Raw genomic sequence first — 20,098 nt, 5'->3', positions numbered from 1 at the left:
CGTTTCAAACCTTTTCCATCGTTATTTTCTCTATCTATTCGCATCGTTCCCATATAAAAGTGCTATGGCGAACCATCCGTGTTCCTCTCCCCGTCGGTCGTCTTCTCTACCGAAAATGGAACCTCGATACGTTGTCCATCGTCCGTTTCGATCACAAAGTTCCATTGACCGGGTGTCGTGTTTGTACCTACAAACCAGTTCCATTCAATAATCCCGTCCGCATCGGCAGAGGTCCAGCCCAAGTGTTGAGCCGTGCTTTGGCCCGACTTATAAAGTACAGAAAGATTAGCTGACGTACCAGGTTCCACTTTGGCCTTGATCAAGTTATATACACCCTTCACGGCAGGCTCAGGCTTGGCAAGCAACTGTATGGAGCTCTGGGCATTGTTAGCTGCTGTAGCATCTCCTGTACCTGCTCCCTCTCCCGTATCACCGATCCAGAGACGTTCCTCTGCCGCTGTCTGGAGTACAATACTACGATACAGAAAAGGAACCTTCATCGGCAGCTCATAAGACAGTTCCACCCTAAAATAAGGGTCCTTAGTTCCCGTAAGAGACGGCACATGCACGCTCGTTACATGTATACGGTCATACTCCAGAATGCTTTCCTCTATAAAAGGCTTTAACAGCGGCTTTAGAACAGGATCAAGCGCGGCTTCTGTCAAGCGCCCACGTAGCTCCTCCATGGGCTTTTTTCCCCCCTGCACAGCGCTTTCTACCCAATCACCGATGGGAGGTGGCAGTTGGGCAGCGAATTGGCTTGCATATTCACTCACAGATAACTTGGGCAGCTCATCCAGCGGTTGGCGGACCGCATCTATTTTCGCAGATGCCGCATCCACAGCCAGAGACACCGGATAGATTTTAGCCGAAACCTGTTTGACCGCTTCAGAAGCGGTGGTCTGTAAGGCCGTAGATACCAGCGTCATCTGTACCATATAAATCAGAAAAATAATAAAAAACAAAAACAACGGCAACACCAGCGATGCTTCTAAAACGATACTTCCTTGTTCACGACGACTCCGTCCACCAACTCGCTGTAAATACCGATTAATAAGAAAAATGCGCTGTTTTCGTAACATAGTACACACTTCCCTTAATGCTTTCGCCTTCCTCTGAAGCCAGGCCCAGCATCTTCATCACCCCAGGTAAAAACAACAGCTTCATCCCATTCTTAACCTCGCCCCTTGCATACGTTTGCCGTTCAGCAGGATTGACATCTGTATTCAGGCGGATCAAGGCCAGCATACGGGACATTTTGCGTTCATTATTACTATGGAGCATGAGGAACAATCGCAAATGATCCTTGTACGTCATTCGAAATTTAAGAAAATCAGACAAAGGTACATACCCCTTCTGGGCCAGCATAATCATATCTTCAATCGCCTTCTCTACCCCATATAGAACAGCTGCCGCCAAAACGACTAACGGATTGCCTTTGGAGCTATTTTTGACCAAACCCTCCATCGTGCGAATGGCCAGCCTCATAGCAAAAATCTCGCCATAAGCGGAGGCCAGGTTTCCGGTCGGATTATGGAAACCGTACAGAATGTACTCGACCTCCTGATTATTCAACTCCAGTTGATCTCCCAAAATTTGCGCTGTATTCCCAACCCTCCCACCTGATCCGGCTAAACTGCCAAATCGGCTAAAATCCACGTGATTAAAGTAAGAAAGCGCATATTCATTCTGGAAAAATTCATCCCCAAGTTGCGTCAGCAAGCCGGATGCCGCCCCGTATAGACCATCCATACTGTCCATGGAAGCTCCTGCCGCATCATAGGTATCATAGGACAAATCAGCGGATACAGACGGGCTGGATGCAGACTGGTTAAAAGAGATACTTTCATTGTAATACTGCTCCAGCTTTTGAAATGGTCCGGCACTTTGCGTACCTTTGGAAAGCATTTCAATGATCTGATAGGCTTGCTTGAGCTTGCTCTTCGCCTCTTTTTCCATTTTTTTGCGTTCTTTATCAGGTCCACGTCGCGTGTCCATTGCTCTGGCTTCATCATTGAGTACATTAGAAGGCCCCGACCAGGCATACACATTCAAATATTGATCCATTTCCTTGAGCGTTGAGATCACTTCTTGTCTGAACATATCTGTATTAAGATTCGGATCTGTATAAAAGGATAGCGTGCGGATCATGCTCGTTAATCTGTTGTTAACCGTATGAATAGCCGTTCGCTGCTTTTCTATAGTCGCTTCCATCTGATCAAATTCCTTATCTGGAATCAATAAATCGTCAGCCTTTTGCCTTGCGCTTCCTACAGACGGATCAGCACTGGAGCTCCCTCCACTCGGAGTAGGGGCTGCGGAAACCTCATCATACCCTGCATTGGCAGCTCTCTGTTTATATTGAGCAATGACTTGACGCATCTCTTCGTTAATTTGCCTGGCTTCATTCAGCGGCTCCTTAGCCTCTACAAGCAGCTCATCATGTTCTTTTCCTGCCTTGGTCATAGCTTGACCCAGACGATCAAGTGCCGATCTCGCCCTTCTCGCATATTTCTCCATCTGCATGATTTTAACGTCGTCTACACTCTTTTTATTATCCTCATACACATGCACGTAATGCTTATATTGGGCGGCAATATCGGCTACAACCTCAAGCGAATCCCAAATATACTGATTGGGGATATACGCACCCCTCTGTTTAATGATCCGTTTGCGAACCTCTTCCATATTAGCTCCTGCCTCACGCTGCTTCTCCAGCATGTCATCCAGCTTGGCCTCGCGTTTGTCATACAGCTTTTGCAGCCGTTTCAGCAAATCGACCGTGTGCGAAGCCTCTTTCATATTCTGAGAGAGCGGCTTCAGCTTTTCGAGCACTTCCACTGTAAAATCGACAGGCGCTTTATACTTCATTTCTTCACGAATCTGCTCGTTAAATATGGCATATTTACCAAGCTCTCTTTCCATGTGTAAAGAGCTTGAATCCAGCTTCGTGTTCATAAGTGGCAGTGTGTCTGCACGCGGCGTGCGCTTGGCGCTGTCGTTCAGTACTTTGACCATAATTTGCTCTCCGCTGCTCTCACCATAGGCAAACAGACCGTAATCCTGTTGTAATGCCGGATCATAGGCAGACATCACTGAACGAACCGCCGCATGGGTCAACCGTTCAGTTTGCACATGTAATGCAGCAATTCGCGCATAATCAATAAAAACAGCAATAAAGCCAAACATGACCGCTAAAATCAGAATCAAAAAAACCGTGACGGCACCTGACTCACCATCCTGTGCATTACGTCCTTTTCCAAACACTCGCTTCCTCCCTTCCAGTCCATTCGTGTTCTCCGCTTCTTACGGACCGTTCTGTCCATATTGCGTTAATACTTGTCCTGCAACTGCCGGATTTATCTTTTCACCTGAGCCTCTGCCCATAAATTTTGCTCCGTAATATCGAACCAGCTCTACGGTGCGAATCCATTCCACAGGCTCTACCACACCCGAGCTCATTGTTCCCTGCAAATCCGTCTGATCCAGAAACTGATTCAGCAAAGGCACTTTCACTATTTTATTCAGCTCTGTCGTCACCTTACGGCTGATCAGGCTGTTCTCATATGTCATCTGTCCCTGCATACCGGCAGGCATGCCACTCTCGGCGTGGGATAGCTTCTGAGCGGGCAAATCGCCTCCTCCACCGCCACCAGGCACCTGCACACTTACCTGATTATTGGCTCCAGCCCACCCAAACAAAACACCCAGCATGGCATCATCCTTCAAGCGCCAATAAAGCGAATCTCGTTGTCCTTGGGTGAATGCGCCTGTACGCGGTTCCTTGAAGCTGTTATCCCAGCTATAAGCGGCTCGCTCCGAAGCCGTAGAAGCGACCTGCACCAAGATGGATTTTTGATATATGTACAGGCAAAAAAATAACATCACAAAAATGACCAGCAACAGTATGGGAAAGACGAGGGAAGCTTCCAATGAGAAGCTCCCTTCCTCTTTGTGTGCCAAATTGCGCAGCATTATGAATCCATGAAGTCGTTACTCTTTTTATCCGCTTTTTTCAACAGACCTTCTACAATCTTCTTGATCTGATCCTTGAAAATAATCGCCACCGCAATCAGAATCGCGATAATCAAGATCATTTCCAACGTACCCAAACCGTCCTCATCCTTGTACAATTTACGAATACTGCATGTTACTAATGTCATCATCGTTGTATTCCTCCTACATATTCATCATCATTAAAGCGGGAGCACCCACAAGCACAATAACCGTTAGCAAAATCAGCGCCATCGGAAATACCAGCTTAGATGAAGCCTGCTCTCCTCTTGTGCGGCTAATTGAAGTCCGCTTGCTCCATAACGTCTGGGACAACTCACGTAAAGCCATCACAAAATCGCTTCCGCCGCGTCTCATATTCAGCAACACCGTTGTCGTAAACACCGTCATTTCCTGAATGCCGCAGCGCTTGCTCAAATGCTCAAATGCCTGTTGAAAGGAATAGCCACTTTCCCATTCCCCCACCGTCTGACGCAGCTCCCGGTACAACGGATGTACCGTATCCGTCCCTTTGCGCTCCACGCAATGAAGCAATGCCCGCTGTACCGTCTCGCCTGCGCCGACCAAAAGCATGATTTTACTCAGTAATTCAGGCAATTCCATTAAAATTTGCTGATCCCGCTTCTGTACCTTTCCGTGCAGATCCTTGACCAGCGCGATGGGCACCAGAATACCCAGCCCCAATCCGAGCACTAGCCCGGTCGTATCCCCGCCCATCATGAGCGATATTAAAGCTCCACCAGCCGCCATCATGTATCCGTAACCCACCATTTCGGCCAGAAAAAGCATCGTTTTTTCCCCACTGTTGCGCATACCGTACAGCTTTTGTACCGAGCGCTGTAGCTTGAACATCAGCAAAGGCAGTCTTTGGGCGGCACGTGAAGCATGGATCATGTGTACGAAAGGAACCGAGAGCCTTTGCAGCCGCAGTCCTTCCAGTTTCATATGACGAAAGCTCCCATACTTAGCACCATATATCCGGTTCAGCACCACCCAACCTCCCACTTGCAGAACCAGCATGACCAGACAAACCAACATCACCACGCCTATCTCTCCTTACACCTCAATTTTCATAATGTGGTTAATCCATACGAGGCAGCCACCAAGCACCAATAGGCAAAAGGTAGACAAAATCATACCTGTCCCGCTGTATAACGGCATCATGTAATCTCCCGCAGTCATGGTCATAAACAGTACAAACAAAAAAGGCGCCGCAAACATAACTCTCGATTCAAAACGTTTCTGCGCGATCATCACACCGATCTCTTGCTGAATTTCCAGCTTCTCCCCTATAACACTTGAAGCCCGTCGTACGACCTCCACCAGATCACCCCCGGTTCGTTTGCAAGCTGCAAACACGTCCGCAAAATTCGTAATATCCTCCATCTGCGCCCGATGAGCAAAATCCTGCAGAGCCGTCTCCACGGGTTGTCCAATTTCCAGATAGGCTGTAATAATGTTAAATTCAAAAATCAGATCATGATCTCCATCCGGGCTAAGCAGCCTCAAATCCTCCACCGCCTCACGAAAGCCGTTCTCCACCGACCTTCCCGCGGAAAGGGAAGACGAGAGCGAATATAAAGCCTGCTTGAATTGGATGCCTAGAGCCGACCTGCGCCGTTGCAGCAAAAACTGCCGAAAATAACGAGGCGTCACCAAAGCTCCAGCAGCGCACAGCAACGACAATATCCATTGATGATAAAAAAGATAGCCGATCATTGCGAATAGCACGCCACTAATGAGGATACACAGGCTTTTTTGCACAGGTGACAATGTATATACCGTGTAGTCTGGCAGGGAAGTAGCCTGACGGGATGCTTGCTCCGGCTTCACAGCCGCTTTTCCTGGCTTCATACCGAAGCTTCCCCCCTGCTCCAGCTTTCCGGCTTCATTCCGGCCATTTGAAGCTTCAACGTATGCTGCAGACCTTCACCGCAACGCTCCAGCCCTCCGACGATGCGTCCTTTACTTTCACCCCGCTCCTGAAACCGATAGAGCGGATTGAGTATCACTTCACCATTTTCAAAGCCAGTTACCTCGCTAATTTCCAGCACCCGTCTGGATTTGTCACGCAATCGTGACAGATGCACGAATATATCAATGGCCGAGCTGATCTGTTGCCGTACCACATCAAGCGGAAGATCAGCCCCTCCCAGTACCATCGTTTCCAATCTGCTGACCATATCACGGATATTATTCGCATGCCCCGTCGATAACGACCCATCATGTCCTGTATTCATTGCTTGTAAGAAATCTATTAAAAGGTAATATTATATCTAAACTGTTCAACGTACATTAAGGCCTATTCCATAATTAAAAAACTACCTAATGACCCAAATTTATATGGTGCAAAAGAAGGGAAGTGAAATAATAGTACAGAATATAATATAGGAATAATTTAATCTAACAACGGAGGTTCAACATGTCTAATGCAAACATCAATTCAGTGATCCAATCTCTTCAGCAATTTTCTCATGCTAAACTTAGTCCGTACCCAGAAAATGTATATGGAGAAGTGAAAGGAAAGATTTTAGAATATCAAGTTTTTGATACTATATCAGGTGACTGTCTTTTACTTGTTTTGGAGATAGGAGGAGAGATAAAGACTTTTGTTGTTAGTGACATCGTAGGTATCGAGCTTAATGATAGCTTCAATCACAGTGAATTCAGGAAATTTTATTTCTATAGAAAAAACATAGCTATAGTGGATTCCCTTTCACTCTTAGAGCAATCTAAAGAACTTGGCGCAAGTTATGATAAAGACGAGTATCTTAAATTAAAAAATCAGGAAACTTTGACACAAAGAATAGAACTTACAAACCATTAAAATAAAGAGAGAAGCCCTTAGAAATAATTAAATAAGCGGCTTCTCTCTTATAGTATCCAATTGGTTTCACTGCCTTTGATTGCAGCTATTTAGGCTGCTTATCCAAAACAAACTTTTTAACATGGTCATTAATAATATCTAGCTGATCCCACTCCATGAATCTCCAATGTATTGATCTAATTGTCTGCTCTTCATCGCCTTCACCGGGAATCCACATTGTAGCAATGCTTATACCGCTAATGAATTTCCTCAAAGTCATGTTATCTAAATTATCCAGATTAATTTCACTTAAACTCTTGATAAAGTTCTTATACTCAGTATGGAACAATTCAATTTCCTTATTGATGTTTGAGTATCTGTTAATCTCACTTTTTAATTTCTCGATTTCTAGTTTGATTGCAGTGTTCCGTGCTCCAAAATCTTCGTCATCAATAATCTGTTTTGATAGAAGTCTAAAATTAACCTCTTTCTCATTTTCAACTTCTAGTAATTTTGTTTTTGCTTCTTTGATAAGGGTATCAAAATCCTCTGATTCATATTTAGTTTCAAGTAACAAATTGAAGTTAAATTCATGATCATCTGTATCAGCAATGAATGTTCTAAATTCTTCTTTTACCCATTCTAGAAGATCTTCTTCTCGCTGAAGATTTCGATATTTACAAATATCGTTGCCGTATATTTCATGATTGCGACAATAATAATAATGATGTGTAGTACGGGTGGTCTTTTGAACCTTTTTCCTCATGCTACCTCCACAATTGGAGCAATATATTAGATTGGAAAATAAGTGTGCATTAGAGTATCTAGTGTCAATACCTTTCTCACAATCTTTCATTTTCGGTCTCTTGTTTCTCTCAATTTCAGCTAATTCAAATGTCTCATCTGTTATGATTCTTAGCGATTCATCGTCAAGCTTTATTTGATCACTTTCAGGTATTTTTTCAATTAATCCCAAATTAATATTAGATTTTCGTGTTCTATGCAAAGTTGTATGCCCAGTATAAACACTGTTTTGGAGAATTCCAGCAACATGGCTTCCTGTCCATCTTCCTCCTCGTTTACCGGGAACTTTGAGTTCTGCCTCTAAAACTTTAGCAATTTTACTTACTCCGTACCCTTTTTTTAGATACAAATCAAAAATCATGATCACAATATTTTTTTCATACTCATCAACCACTAACTTACCTTTTTCAATATTATATCCGTAAGGTTCACGCCCTGCCCATATTCCTTTTCGTGCAGCCTGTTTTTTTGCCCATTGAATGCTATCACTTTTAGCTCTGCTTTCTTCTTCAGCTAATGTAGCAAATAACTGAATCCTAATTTTATCAGCACCATTTAGAGAGTATGCCTTAATATCTTCGAACCAGACCCCCACACCTTGTTTCTCCAACTCATCAATTGTAATTAGCATATCCTTCACATTCCGTCCAAAACGAGCAACAGATTTGGTAAGAATAGTTTTAAACAAACCCATTTTTGAGTCAAATATCATCTGTTGAAATGCTCTACGATATTTAGCAGATTGAGCGCCTGAAAATCCTTCATCTATATACCCTCTAAATGGTTCGCTTTCTTGATTTCGACGACAGAATACCCCTGAATCAGCAATGATCATATTGTTTTGTTCAGCATAATCAATTAAGCCTGATGTTTGATTATTAATCGAATTGGCTTGTTCATCTCGGTCTGAACTAACACGGCAATAGATGGTACATTTATTGTTAGTGAAATTAACCATTACGTTATAACCTCCATGTATAAACAATGCAAAATCTATATAAAGGTTATCATATTAATATAAAAAAATCAGTAATTTCAATGAGTTAAATAAAATTCTTTTTCTCTATTAAAGTCATTAATACTTTTGTCCTACAAAAAAAGAGCCAACCCATAATTGGATTGACTCTCAACGTTTCAGAAGTGACCTAAGTACTTTTAACTATTCATTTTGACTATCCATACAAAGACCTATGTACAACTTTTCATCTACTTCATCTAAAACGGATGAATCTAATCTTCCACGATACCCATTACCATCAAACAATGACTTTTTCACAGTATAAGGTTGAGCACATACAACATATGACTCTTTCCTTAGTCTTGTAGTTCCTTGTTTGATGGTAACAGTTGTTTCATAATTTTTTTCAGAATCGTCGGAAGTTATCAAAAGAATACTTACTGTATTGTATTTCTCAAAATATTCTCCAGATTGCAACACTAAAACAAATTTATTTTTCCCGTCTGGATAGCGTGAATCAAATGTGTATGGGAATTTAATATGATAAATATCACCCCGAAATAATTCCACTCAATATCCCACTCACTTTTCAATTATAATTTGCATTTGATGTTCTTCAAAATCGCCACAAATTTCATTGTACCGCTCAATTTGTTCTTTATTTGGCTGATGACGTAAATGAGGATCGTTTTTTATTTGTTTTGCTTTGGCTTTCAAAATGTTTAATTTTGCTCGTGTATTATTTAGTACAATGCTCATATCCTTATCCTCCTCACACATTTTAGACACCTCCACAGGTAATACTTTTTTTCTTAAAAGTATGTCACCCAAAAGTGCAACTTATACTGTGTAATGTGTCTACGAGACGTTCTTCGTTTGTTGTGGGCTATCTCTATATCGTAGAATGTTTCTTAGAACGTATTACCATTGTATCACGTGTCACGTAACACGTACAATATGCAACGGGAAAAATTGGATGACTTATGACTTTTTATTGACGATTTTTTGTGGGATATTTCGAGTTGAAAATAGCGTGAAAAATTGAAAAGAAAAACGCCTAAAGTAGGCGCTTGGAATTTACTTAATCCGTTAAGCTATTTGCGCTAATTTTATGACAAGATATCTAAAAATCTTCACTTCTATGTATATTAATCTGCTATAGGTTCCTTGAATATTACCGCTGACTGGGTATATGTAAATTCTTTGCTTATTGTTGCAGTACGTCCATCACCAAGTTCTATTGTTGCTATTAAAATTGATCCTCTATATGTCTTCTCTTTATCGTCGTCTTCTTCTTTCTGAATCAATTCCTTCTCCCCATGCGTAAGTGCCTCAGATTGCAAGAGATAGGCACAACCCTCAATTTCAAAATAATTCCCACAGTCTGATTCTGTTTGTGTTAACCCAATTGCTGCTAACGCCTCTGACTTCGATGCATACTTTTTAAAGGTCTTTGATTCTTTTGGGTTATGCGAGTCATACACTTTTATCAAGTAGTGGGGAATACGCTTTGCCTTGGAACTATTCTCTCCTGAAGTTAACACCTGAATATTGGTAATCGTATACCCTATTCCACCATCTTCAAGAATTCGATCCACTGTTGGTCTATCTGATCTGTGCTGACCATTCTTCACAAAATCTGTTGTAACTCGCACCCAGTCCTCCCAAAAATCTTTTCTCTGTTCAAGTACTTGTAAGAATGCCTCATCTGCTGATTTCCAGTCACAATGTACACCCTTATATATACCAGCACCGTGGCGACAATTAACAATTCGGCAATAGAGGCTGCAATGTAAAAGGTAGGCTGCATATTCATGTTCATATTTCACAACTTTTTTAGATATTAACTTTTCAGTGAAATTAATTGCCCTAATTTTATAATCCACATAATTATGATCTCCATATTTTTGAATCCACTTATCAATAACCTCTGGCTTAACTTTAAATGGTCTTCCTAATTTTTTACTCAAATTATCTGCCTCCATGTAAAATGTTGGTTTTATTTGCTGTTCTCTTCAAATAGGAGAAGGGTAGAGCGCCCAATAACAATGGACGCTCAAATCAATTCAATCTGTTTTCATCATATAAACCTCTAAAGAGATATAATTCGAAGAATTTAAACGGATATATTCAATTGGTTTCTTTCCTTCAATATCCATCAATTTAGGATTGGCATGAAGTGATTCCAGTTCTCCAATATAAAAGTTACTATTTTGTAAAGCTGCCTCATGTAATGGAGATTGCTTCTTATTATTTAAAATATTCACGTTCAATCCGTTCTTCTTAATAATCAACCAAGTTGCGTAGTCATCCTTGCGTATTACCCAATGCAGAATACTATCACCGTTTGCATCCTGTGAATTAATCGTCAACTCACCACTAGCAATGGCTGCTGCAATCTTCTCTGAGTCCAGCTTATCTCCTTTTGTGTATTGATCCACGTTAAAAGTTTTACCTCCTTGCTTAACCGCTGTTGTTACTGGCTCACTTTTTGTACTTGTTGCAGTCGATGGGGTAGAGGAGGGAGTAGACACCGTTCCATTACTTTTCACCAACTCAATTTTCCCACTGCTTGCACTTGCTACTTTAAAACCCATTGCACTTGCTGTATCTCTAAGAGGGAGATAGGCTTTGCCGTTCAGATTTATGGGACTATCACTTAGCGTGGCTTGCTCTCCGTTAACCACAATTTTAGTGTTTGGAGTTAATGTTGCTTTTAAGTATGTACTTGCACCTGCTACGCTACTTAATACTACCGCTGCACCGACTATTGCACCAGCAAGGAACGTTGGAATCCGCTTTTTCATTGTATATCCTCCAATTATTCGATTAGTATATGATTTACATACACTTACAATATATATCGGATAGGAGAGTGGGGAATATAAACTAATGTGTGTCAGGGGTGTTAAAGTCGAATCGAGTACCGTTAAAGCTAATTTTACCTTTAGTTTTAAAATTAATATCTCCATTCTCTGCCATTTCGAATAATGACCCTCCTTGAGTTATAAAATTAAAGGATTTTCCTTTTAACGTTATAGCCCCCTTATCAGCGAATATAGTGATATCTTGATCGTTTAGCGTAATGCTCCTTTCAAAACCAGTGTTGGAGGAGAAGTACATCATACTGTAACTTCCCTTGGGCTTGACCAGAAATCCTTTGCTACTCATTGGCTCACCAATCATTGCTGGGTCGAATGCATTGGATGAGTCGAATTTCTTTGCTCCATCACCTTCACCCATAATTGTTACGGGAAAAGCGTCCTCACCTTCACCAACGAATGTTGAATGATTTCTAACCTTTTTCATACTTGCCTTACGAATATATACAGGGTCAGCAATAGGAATTTCTTCTGTCCGTCCGTGTTCATCGAACTTAATATGATACATGTAGATTGATCTTCCGATACCTTCATCTGCTACAGCTTCGTAAATAGGAATGAAGAAATCAGGAGTAATATATGTGGTTTTTAGATCAATATGACTTCCAGCTTGTCTCATTTTTGATCCATAGGTAGTAAACTGAATATTCGAACTCCCATAATATATTGGCTGAGGTTTAAAGCCTAACTCACTATTATTGAACTCCATAGTTGCCTTCCCATCTTTATCAAATCCATATTTAGAGAAGGCCAATTTATCGCCGGGATCAGCATACTTATCAAACAAATCTTTTGCTATCTCAGTTAACTTAGCAAAGTTCCTGTCCTTCTGCTCCATAAAATTAACTTGAAGCATCAAACACAATTCAACGTCTCCACTGAAAAAATACGCTTCTCCGTCAATAATTTTTATCTTCTCCGAAAATCCATCTACGTTACGATAAACAAGACCATTTTTATGAAATGATACTGCCGTATCAACCGCCAAATAATGCTCTCTTTCAAATGAAGCTGCTACACATAAACTCATATTATTTTATCCACCTTTGTTATGTATTAATTTACTGGTATATTCTACTTGCTGCTAATTTCCTTACCTTGCTTCTCGAAAAATTCCTCGAACTCTATGCAAATATAGTGATAAAAATCGCCCTCAATACCCAAGAACATGTCCTCATGGTTTAGATAAGCGTCTCCTACTATTTTTAGCATCTTAATATTTTCTTCTGTCTGATTTATGTAATTATATTCCAATTGTAACTCTATAAATTCTTTCATATAGCCGTTCTTATCTTCCACATCATAACAACGCTCTCCATTATCAAGAATTATTAACGGGTTCCCATTCTCATCCTTTGAAGCGTACAGTTCAATTAACTCCTGTCGATGATTCCGATAGTCTTCTACCTTATCCTGAAGGATTTTAATAAACTTAGAACGCTGACGACTGCCCTTAGCATTCATTTCAAATTTCAAGCAAAATTGCACCAGCCATTCAAGCTGCTGATTCTGAATCTTCAATTTAATGTACCTCACTTTCTACAATAAATTCCACGGAATATAGGTTAGAATATCGTTTCGTTACCTGCTCATCATCCAGCATGACATCAATTTCTGAGTTATTTTCCATTCCCATTGAAAAGCCACTTATCCATTCCAACAATTTATCCTGCTCTGCTTGAGTGTTGTTGTAATTAAAACTGCCATTAGCCTTGTATTTCTCTCCATCTTTAAAATTGAAAAGTACCCCTAATTTCATTTCATTTTATCCTCTCTGATTTGAGTTTTTTTACATTCACTCCACTTTTACCAACTCATCAACTAATCCGACAGGCCAACTCAATTTAATGTTACATCGGATTCACCTCCCCACATAATCATTCTGCAAATATTTACACTAACTTCAAATTTGGCTTATTCAATTTCATGTCTGTGATATTCCCAAGCTCATCCACTGTACTTGTGAATGATGGTAGCGGCTGTCCAACAATATCCTGAACCATATCCAGAACGTCAAAGCCCTGTTGCTTCATCAATTTAATACATTCATGCATGAGGTATCCCGATACAGCACTGTCATTCAATAAAACACTATCTGTAGCAGCAAAATCTAAGAATGCACTTCCATCAATTACATCTGGCAAATCCTCAATTGCTTCAATCGTTCCTTTATAGTTCAATCTGCTCCAATCGTCCCTATCTTTATCCCGATTGAAGGAAAACAATCCAAGGAATTCGTCTTTCGTAAGAGGGTGCATATCGAAAAAGATTATATAGTGTTGTAGGCTAGGATAATTCTTCTCAAAAGCTTCCTTTAAACTGGAATCAATATCAAGCATCATGGCCTTCTTATTTTCAAAATCATTCTTAACCTGTTTGGTTACTTCATCCAAATTATCACGAATATATGTACAAATACGTTTAGCTTCATTTGAAGCCTTTTTAAAAATTCTTTCATATTGATCAACTTTGTTGACCATGTTGTTCAGATAAATGATGGCGCTTGTTGTTTTTATTCTTGGTATCCTATAAGATACATCTGTCATTAATTCTACGGCTTCCTTGGATGTTCTGATTAAACCAGATTGAGACACTGTGAACTTTCGATCTGCCTTTAAATCCTCAAAAGCACATATCATCTGCATCATACAGTCATCAAGCTTGTTGAATTGTTTTTTGATTTCAAAATTTTTGTTCATTTAATATTTCTCCCTTATGTATATATTACTTGCCTGTACTTCTCAGATTATCGAATTATTTTCTACAAAATTTATTCATTAAATCTAAGTAATCATCTATGAGCTTTTCTTGTTCATCAATATAATTATCAAAAACTTCTGTGAAATTCTCCAAGTCGCTTAGAGTCAAATTTAAATCAATTGATCCTTTAGTCATCTTCTTCAATTGAACGGTCATGCTTTCTGCCACTTGTTTCCCTTTGTTGCGTAGCATTTGCAATTCATTGTTAATAGAAAAGTCAGCCTTTTGCATAATCCCTTCTGTTCTTTCAATAGTTTTCAAGAATTTTTCGTACATTACACCTGCATCGACCTGCATTTTAGCAGGGATATTTATTGTACTATTCATTTAATCGCTCCTTTTTATATGTATTATTTTATATAAATCTGCCTTACTTCATGTGAAGACAATCCAACACTAGCTCAATCCACATCACCCCTTTCATATCCATTCTGACACTCTAATCTCTGTACTATTATCTATGAATAACAGTTATTGTCCTTCCCCTTACAAATACCTTGTCTATGAAGAAACATCTTAATTTCCTAATAGATTATTCAGAAAAAGGATGTACTGAAGACAAGCCAATAATAATCCACTTTTGACCAATACTTTGTTTATTCTGTTATCCACCTGTCAACTAAATATGCCTATTAAAGCACCTCATAATGTTACTACTCTTTAGTCTAATGATATGAGGTGCTTAAAGATGACCATTTAGTTGACACTTTTATAATCAGATTATCAATATAAAGTTTAATCTCTGCATTTAAGAATATTAGATACATATTGTCTTGAACATCCAACTATTGAAGCTATCTTAGCATTAGATAGACTTAAATCATGTTGCTTTAATCGTAGGATATGTGAAGCCTTGTCTTCTAATTGTATCCCTTGTTCTGAAATTTCTTGATGATAAACGAAACCTTTAATATGTATAGGAATGTCAAACTGCTTTCTCAATAGCTTATTTACTCTTGCCTTACGGTACTCCTGATTAGAAATAATTGCTGGTATGTTCATAGCTAGTTTTTTAGCCAGAAACCCATAACGCCACTTCTGAAATCCTACATCATTATCCAGTACAGTTAATGAATCCAATTCAACTGACTTCTTTTTAGGTATGTACTTGAAGCTGTCTTTGTATCGTTGCTTCATATCGAAATCTGAGATATCTATATTCTCAATAACTTCATGGTCATATGTCCATCCCTTGACCTGAATTAGCTTATTTACTACTCGTTTAATCTCCTGTGAGATGGATTGGTTTAAGCCCGGTATTTCTTCATCTGAGCGATCAGGGAAGACACGATTGCCCTCTTCTACTCCACACAAGCTGATCAACTGTTCACGATTAAAGTTTAAAATTGTTAGATGATTCTGATAAAAGAATTTGCTCATCTCTTCAGCCAGTATAAGCCGTTCAGTATCCATGCTGACTATTTCATAATATCTCGCTATATTATTGTAATGGATATTACTATTCTTACGAGACTCCTTTTGATACTGTTCAATTCTCCTCTGCATTTCATCAGGTAATTGATCAATTCCAACACAATTAAGCAGATACATAAATATCATGATCACTACTTTTGTATTGGCCTTATTAATGTTACGTATATCAGAATTTTCGCTCAATAACTCCTCTATGACCTTCCTCATAGGTGCAAACACAATAGCATTGCTTGAATCCATATTTCTCATTTTAGCGAGTTGGGGAAGCTTCCTCCTTGCAACTTCATGTATTTGTATCAGCAATCCTAACGTACCTTTAGTTTTCAGAAACTTCGTTAGATATGGATAGTTCTCTTGTAAATCCACATCATATTTAAAACGTTCCAGAAACTCAATGTTGAACTCAATGAGCCTTTCTTGGTCTAATTGCCAATCTGTTTTAATCTCAGCTATATTGTAGAGTTCTTTTAAATAATCGAATGCTTTATGTATAGGAAGCCTTGTTATTCTCTCTATAGTCTGAACAATATCGTAATGAACACCACACCGTGAACTATGGCACTTATAAAACCATTTATCATCAAAAGGGTATATATTTCCACTGGTAGAATTGGTACTGTTATGGAATATGCAATAAAACCTGTCAGCCTCCACCCCAAGCAATTGCTTTAAATTTTGTTTCTTCAAGAATTGTCTGATATCATCCCGGTCTATATAGCACAGATCGTCTTGATTGTCTAATCCTAGCCTTCTCTTTAGCTCTGAAAGTCCTTCGAACCCTTTACTGATTAGAGGAATATTCCCGATAGTCATTGAAGAATAATCTATTCCTACTCTGAGGGGAAGACCATTCTTTTTGGACAGTAGCTTAGTATTATGTGTTGGCGCTTTACGTGAATTGACGCATAACAACGAATCTTTTTGAGCATGTACCTTCTCAACAACTTTCCTAAGACGAACTATCAAATCTTCTGAATCATACCGAATACTTCGATTCCATTCCTCAAGTTTTATTGTAAATGGGTCATTTGAATCTTTCAGGTGTATAGTATCTGGTACTCGTAGTAATCGGGCTGGATTCTTCACAGCCATATCTGCATTAAATATGTAAATCAAAAATCCTTCTAGCGTTTCAAATTGGTGTCTCTGTGTGTCGTTATTGAGTAAATAATACACATGGAACCCGTTCTTTGTCTCTACAATAGCGCTTGAAGGAATCCCGCGTTTTTTTAATTCTGAAACACGACACCTGAATATCTGTTTATAGTTAAGTTGCTCGGTATTATTCAGCGAATAAAACTTAGATTTTACAAGCTCATGTAATTCATTGGGGGTTCCAGTAAATCCAGCAGCAACAAATTCATGTTCAATCTCATCCTTGATATCCATGTCGATAAAACACGCACGAAATTCTGTTATCTCATCATTTTTGTAACCGCCACCATTAGGCAAAAAATAAATTCCATAGCCCTTTTTATTCCATTCCTCAAATTCATTGACAGCTTCTTTGATGTAGTATTTCATTTTACTTTTATGAATCTTACTATTAAATAAGCGTTCGTCTTCATTACCTTCAAATATGTATGAAAAATTAGTCTTACCGTTGTTAGCAGTAACTTGAATAAAATCTCGCGTCTCTACAAAAGCCAAAAGTACATACTACTCCCTTCGTTTTATATGTTATTATCTATTCATTCAAATATATTTCAAGCTAAATAAGTCACAGCACTCAACAAAAAATATCTTCATTCAAAGATAAATGAATATTTTAGCGAATGAATGACCGTTATCTCCGCAGAAATATAAACCACTCCCGTTGTTTTTCAGTTTTCAAAGATCGCACAACAAATAAACTTAACTATCCAATTTGACAGAACAAATAAAACAATATTAAGTTTGCCAATCCTAAAAATAATTTTATTTCGACTATCTAATCTAGTATTCATCTCATCTACTTACTGTGTTTTAAATCTGCTGTGTTAATTGTATTCGTGGTAATGCAATATGTATTGTCAACTACTTAACTTTCACACTCTTCGATTCCGTTTTACCTTCGCAATACTTTTCGCTTCATTTTGTATCTCCATTTCTTTGTGATTCCAACTGAATTCGCTACGTTCAAATGGTGTATTCATAATATAACACTGTCCTACGATACTGTCAACGAATATTTTTCAAAAAAAAGATATTGGAGGAAACTTACGTTTTACCAGCAAGTACAACCAGAGATACTTATAATGAAGAAATAAATTTGATCCGCTATTATTTCAGTCTAATTGATCCTACTCTATTCATTTTCGCCAATAGATTCTGCAATGTCTTTCAGATGGACATTTCGCCATTTTATCGGGCGCTTTGATCACCTACCCAAGCACAACAATTTGTCACGGTGGATATTGAAGCAAGGTGTATGCAAATCACATCCCCCTTTATTCAGGTGTGTTAATTATGCAAACAAGTTCAAAACACATCCTGCTCCTCAACCATATCCTGTAATTCAGGAATAAGTGTCAGGAGTTTTTTGTAATTTCTAAGTTGCTGAGTTGTTATGTTTAACTCTTGTGCAATATCGGCTTGTGTTTTTTGCTGACCAAAATTATTTTGGTCTGCCTCTTTTGATACATACTGATTTCCCCTATCTCCTCCATGTTCAATCCCATAAATCCTCTCTAACTCCATGCAAATCAAAAAGGCTAGACGGACAATCCCATCTAACCTTCTCTTAAATTTTATATGATTTAGTGTTCTGCCTTGTTTCCCATTGATCCATATTATGAAAGATTAAATTCCCCCGTGGTGACCTGTTGTTTCGTAACTAGACCCTTTTTAGGAGTGTAGTAATTAAAAACCTTTTTCATATAAATTTTGAGTCACGTTTAAGCTCCTCCATGTGTTGCAAAAGTTTGAAATATCTCATTATGACTGTCCAGATGAATGGGCATTATTAAGGTAAACAAAAAACTACTCGCTACGATCAGCATTACCACTTTTTTCAACATTGTGTAACCACACCTTTTCAATGAAATTGTAAAACTCTGTTTTGGTTTCGGGAACCGCATGGACTTTGAAGCGCACAAACAAACCTATACAATTTATAAAATATGTTTCATTATTTAGTATATGCGCTTTTACCATTGCACCAAACAACTGATTAAAACCATCATCGTACATCCCTTGATTTAAATAATAATAAGCCAATTCATATCCACATAATGCCGAGTAGTCTGGTATTACTTGCTGGGTATACATGTCGGAAGACGATGGTCGCTGAGAGAAAGACGCAATCTCAGTTTCAAATCGTTTAAGTATATCATTTACACCTAGCTTATAGCGGTTAGCTGCTGTCATAATGTTAAGTAGTTGAGTGACCCTATCTTCTTGAATTGTATCAGATGATACATCAATACTGTTTAGATATTCATGAAGCACACCTACATCTCCAGATAAAAGCCTATATGCAAGTATATTAGCTTGTGACCAGTGTTTAAACAAACCGATCCAGTGTTTGGTATCCTCATCGGTCTCCCTAACCCAATCTAAATTAGCGTAGGCGTATGTATATTGTAGAGCTTGTTGATAATCGCCTTGCGCTTCACATACACTGGCACGCAGTAAATCGGCATAACTGATGTACACAAACAGGGGGCGACTCAGCTTCTTATCAGGTTCCTCACGCTCTCGGCTCTTCTGTTGATGTTTCATTGAATATTGAACTTTCGCTTTCTGCTTCATTTTTTTAGCTGTTTCATCAACTTTGTCCCATTGACGCAAAGACCTGTACACGTTCGCCAAGTCCTTCAATGCGTCAAGCTGATCTATTTCATCTAGGCGTTCAACAAAATCCTCAAATTTTGTAGCTGCCTTGAGATTACGATTCTGATCGTCACCAACCTGAATTATGAATATACGATAATGGCAGACTGCCAAGCGATCAGAATGTTGGTACTTCTCGCCCTCAGCGATGTTCTCGTATAGGTAAGCCGCTGCTTCATTATAACCTTTTTTGAAAGCATCCTCTGCTATTACAAAGAGATGAGGAAAATAGCCCGGATTATCTAGCAACATGCCTACAACTCGCTGCAAGCAATCCAGTCGATTAAACTGTACACATCTATACAAAAAAGGCCTAATTCTTTTCCAGTTCAGCGGTTCTTCCATAATGCACTCTTCAATGTAACGTTCATGAAAATGGTCTGGTTCTAAACCCATACCTCCAGTAATACGATCCAACTGGTGAACGGAAATGGACTTATTACCCGTCACAATACCGCTTACTGTACCCGGATTCAAACCTGCGATGTGTCCAAATTCAGTTTTGCTTAAGCCATTTTTTCTGAGGTATTTTTCTAATTCTGCGCGTATCGTGGGTGTGATTGTCATGGATAAGCCACCCTTTCAGCATAAAATCGTCATATGATGCATAGTTAAATAAATTATGTA

Annotated in this window: 20 protein-coding genes and 1 pseudogene; 1 reads left to right on the top strand and 20 read right to left on the bottom strand. The window is 39.2% G+C overall.

All coding sequences use genetic code 11. The features are described 5' to 3' along the window. Positions 1 to 62 precede the first annotated feature (62 nt). The 7 genes and pseudogenes from C1I60_RS12905 to C1I60_RS12875 all read right to left on the bottom strand — a co-directional run. Positions 63 to 1,082, bottom strand: a complete 1,020-nt coding sequence (locus C1I60_RS12905; protein ID WP_137062058.1) for a TadE/TadG family type IV pilus assembly protein — start codon at positions 1,080 to 1,082, stop codon at positions 63 to 65. Continuing rightward, positions 1,051 to 3,267 carry a hypothetical protein gene (locus C1I60_RS12900; protein WP_137062057.1) on the bottom strand — a complete coding sequence of 739 codons (2,217 nt, stop codon included), beginning with the start codon at positions 3,265 to 3,267 and terminating at the stop codon, positions 1,051 to 1,053. The genes C1I60_RS12905 and C1I60_RS12900 overlap by 32 nt, the downstream gene beginning before the upstream one ends. 39 nt (positions 3,268 to 3,306) lie before the next feature. Next, positions 3,307 to 3,975 (bottom strand): TadE family protein, encoded by a 669-nt coding sequence (locus C1I60_RS12895; protein WP_137062056.1) that lies wholly within the window; start codon positions 3,973 to 3,975, stop codon positions 3,307 to 3,309. Then, complete coding sequence (locus C1I60_RS12890; RefSeq protein WP_137062055.1) at positions 3,975 to 4,166, bottom strand: Flp1 family type IVb pilin; 192 nt, start codon at positions 4,164 to 4,166, stop codon at positions 3,975 to 3,977. Before C1I60_RS12890 ends, C1I60_RS12895 begins: the two co-directional genes overlap by 1 nt. Before the next feature lie 13 nt (positions 4,167 to 4,179). After that, a complete protein-coding gene (locus C1I60_RS12885) occupies positions 4,180 to 5,052 on the bottom strand; it encodes a type II secretion system F family protein (protein ID WP_170970807.1) in 873 nt (290 codons plus the stop codon). Between the two features lie 18 nt (positions 5,053 to 5,070). Beyond that, the gene (locus C1I60_RS12880) at positions 5,071 to 5,868 is read right to left on the bottom strand and encodes a type II secretion system F family protein (RefSeq protein WP_137062053.1); all 798 of its coding nucleotides are present in this window, start codon (positions 5,866 to 5,868) and stop codon (positions 5,071 to 5,073) included. Continuing rightward, positions 5,865 to 6,272: pseudogene (locus C1I60_RS12875) on the bottom strand (ATPase, T2SS/T4P/T4SS family); the annotation flags it as partial. The gene C1I60_RS12880 and the pseudogene C1I60_RS12875, both read right to left, overlap by 4 nt. Before the next feature lie 164 nt (positions 6,273 to 6,436). Between C1I60_RS12875 and C1I60_RS12870 the strand changes: the two are divergent. After that, positions 6,437 to 6,841, top strand: a complete 405-nt coding sequence (locus tag C1I60_RS12870) for a hypothetical protein (RefSeq protein WP_137062052.1) — start codon at positions 6,437 to 6,439, stop codon at positions 6,839 to 6,841. A gap of 85 nt (positions 6,842 to 6,926) precedes the next feature. Here the strand turns inward: C1I60_RS12870 and C1I60_RS12865 are convergent, their stop codons facing one another. The 13 genes from C1I60_RS12865 to C1I60_RS12810 all read right to left on the bottom strand — a co-directional run bounded on the left by C1I60_RS12865 (position 6,927) and on the right by C1I60_RS12810 (position 20,038). Then, entirely contained in the window at positions 6,927 to 8,582 is a 1,656-nt protein-coding gene (locus C1I60_RS12865; RefSeq protein WP_137062051.1) for a recombinase family protein, read from the bottom strand. 201 nt (positions 8,583 to 8,783) lie between these two features. Next, the gene (locus C1I60_RS12860) at positions 8,784 to 9,152 is read right to left on the bottom strand and encodes a type II toxin-antitoxin system PemK/MazF family toxin (protein WP_137062050.1); all 369 of its coding nucleotides are present in this window, start codon (positions 9,150 to 9,152) and stop codon (positions 8,784 to 8,786) included. A gap of 12 nt (positions 9,153 to 9,164) precedes the next feature. Further along, complete coding sequence (locus C1I60_RS24485; RefSeq protein WP_170970794.1) at positions 9,165 to 9,341, bottom strand: hypothetical protein; 177 nt, start codon at positions 9,339 to 9,341, stop codon at positions 9,165 to 9,167. A gap of 389 nt (positions 9,342 to 9,730) precedes the next feature. Then, entirely contained in the window at positions 9,731 to 10,552 is an 822-nt protein-coding gene (locus tag C1I60_RS12855; protein ID WP_137062049.1) for a hypothetical protein, read from the bottom strand. A 96-nt stretch (positions 10,553 to 10,648) separates the two neighbouring features. Then, complete coding sequence (locus tag C1I60_RS12850) at positions 10,649 to 11,389, bottom strand: stalk domain-containing protein (RefSeq protein WP_137062048.1); 741 nt, start codon at positions 11,387 to 11,389, stop codon at positions 10,649 to 10,651. 82 nt (positions 11,390 to 11,471) lie between these two features. Further along, positions 11,472 to 12,494, bottom strand: coding sequence for a hypothetical protein (locus C1I60_RS12845; protein ID WP_137062047.1), 1,023 nt, complete (start codon positions 12,492 to 12,494; stop codon positions 11,472 to 11,474). A 44-nt stretch (positions 12,495 to 12,538) separates the two neighbouring features. Beyond that, positions 12,539 to 12,985 carry a DUF1617 family protein gene (locus C1I60_RS12840; protein ID WP_170970793.1) on the bottom strand — a complete coding sequence of 149 codons (447 nt, stop codon included), beginning with the start codon at positions 12,983 to 12,985 and terminating at the stop codon, positions 12,539 to 12,541. A gap of 1 nt (position 12,986) precedes the next feature. Then, positions 12,987 to 13,223: a hypothetical protein gene (locus C1I60_RS12835; protein ID WP_137062045.1), complete on the bottom strand. Its 237-nt coding sequence runs from the start codon at positions 13,221 to 13,223 to the stop codon at positions 12,987 to 12,989. A gap of 133 nt (positions 13,224 to 13,356) precedes the next feature. After that, positions 13,357 to 14,163: a hypothetical protein gene (locus C1I60_RS12830; RefSeq protein WP_137062044.1), complete on the bottom strand. Its 807-nt coding sequence runs from the start codon at positions 14,161 to 14,163 to the stop codon at positions 13,357 to 13,359. 55 nt (positions 14,164 to 14,218) lie between these two features. Continuing rightward, positions 14,219 to 14,551 (bottom strand): hypothetical protein, encoded by a 333-nt coding sequence (locus tag C1I60_RS12825; RefSeq protein ID WP_137062043.1) that lies wholly within the window; start codon positions 14,549 to 14,551, stop codon positions 14,219 to 14,221. A 408-nt stretch (positions 14,552 to 14,959) separates the two neighbouring features. After that, the gene (locus tag C1I60_RS12820; protein ID WP_137062042.1) at positions 14,960 to 17,308 is read right to left on the bottom strand and encodes a hypothetical protein; all 2,349 of its coding nucleotides are present in this window, start codon (positions 17,306 to 17,308) and stop codon (positions 14,960 to 14,962) included. Positions 17,309 to 18,118: 810 nt separating this feature from the next. Next, positions 18,119 to 18,337, bottom strand: coding sequence for a hypothetical protein (locus tag C1I60_RS12815; RefSeq protein ID WP_137062041.1), 219 nt, complete (start codon positions 18,335 to 18,337; stop codon positions 18,119 to 18,121). A gap of 282 nt (positions 18,338 to 18,619) precedes the next feature. Beyond that, a complete protein-coding gene (locus C1I60_RS12810) occupies positions 18,620 to 20,038 on the bottom strand; it encodes a helix-turn-helix domain-containing protein (RefSeq protein WP_137062040.1) in 1,419 nt (472 codons plus the stop codon). Positions 20,039 to 20,098 lie beyond the last annotated feature (60 nt).

It is taken from the genome of Paenibacillus terrae, assembly GCF_005217525.1.
Lineage (GTDB): Bacteria > Bacillota > Bacilli > Paenibacillales > Paenibacillaceae > Paenibacillus > Paenibacillus terrae_C.
The sequence above is the reverse complement of the archived record's forward strand: the minus strand, read 5'-3'. Positions and strand labels throughout refer to the sequence as shown.